We start from the raw sequence: 776 nt of genomic DNA on the forward strand, positions 1-776 counted from the left end.
ATACAAGCACAAGCTGATGTAAGTGTACGTGGGTACTACAGAAAAGATGGTACTTATGTTAGACCTCATATGAGAAGTGATCCAGATGGCAACTTTAACAACAACTGGTCCACTAAGGGAAATATTAATCCTTATACCGGAGAAGAAGGAACAAAGACTTCACCAAGTGATAGTGGTTCTTATGATTCTTCTTATGACTCATCAGATAACGATTATAATGATTTAGATGGTTCCTATTCTGATGACACTTATTATAACGAAGATACAGATTACACCGGTGATAGTTCTTCAGGTCAAGAATATGGCGAGAATGGTTATATATACGACACAGACTCCGTAGATAATGAAGATGCGATGGTTGCAATGGATACGGTCTATAACTATTTTGATAAATTAAATGAAAAAGAGTACAAAGATGCCTATAACTTATGGAGCTCTAAATGGAAAAAGAAACATTCTTATAAAAAATTTAAAAAGGGATACAAGGGTGTTACACACGAAATAACTACAATTTCTATTGATTCAAGCGATGACGGTAAAGTGATTGTTGAGGGAGACGTAGCAACAAAGGAAAAAGGTGAACAACATAGCTACTCTTTTATTTACAAAGTAAAAGTCAGTGAAAGTGGCAAAGGAAAAATAACAAAAGGAACATTGGTAAAGTCATATTAATATAAGCTAGACGATATGGTTTACAACGCGTTTATTTAGCTTAATCTAAGTTCAAAAATAATTATATTATTTAACCTTAAAGACTATAGAAGCAGGCTTAAGCC

At 33.6% G+C, this 776-nt stretch carries 1 protein-coding gene; it reads left to right on the top strand.

Annotated features, from left to right (window positions below; genetic code table 11):
- Nucleotides 1-672: hypothetical protein (locus AC1DWA_RS32950; protein ID WP_477917620.1), on the top strand; the 672-nt coding region annotated here is incomplete at its 5' end.
- Between the last annotated feature and the right edge of the window lie 104 nt (nt 673-776).

The sequence above is a fragment of the Rhodococcus sp. P4_F3_2 genome (assembly GCF_056401335.1).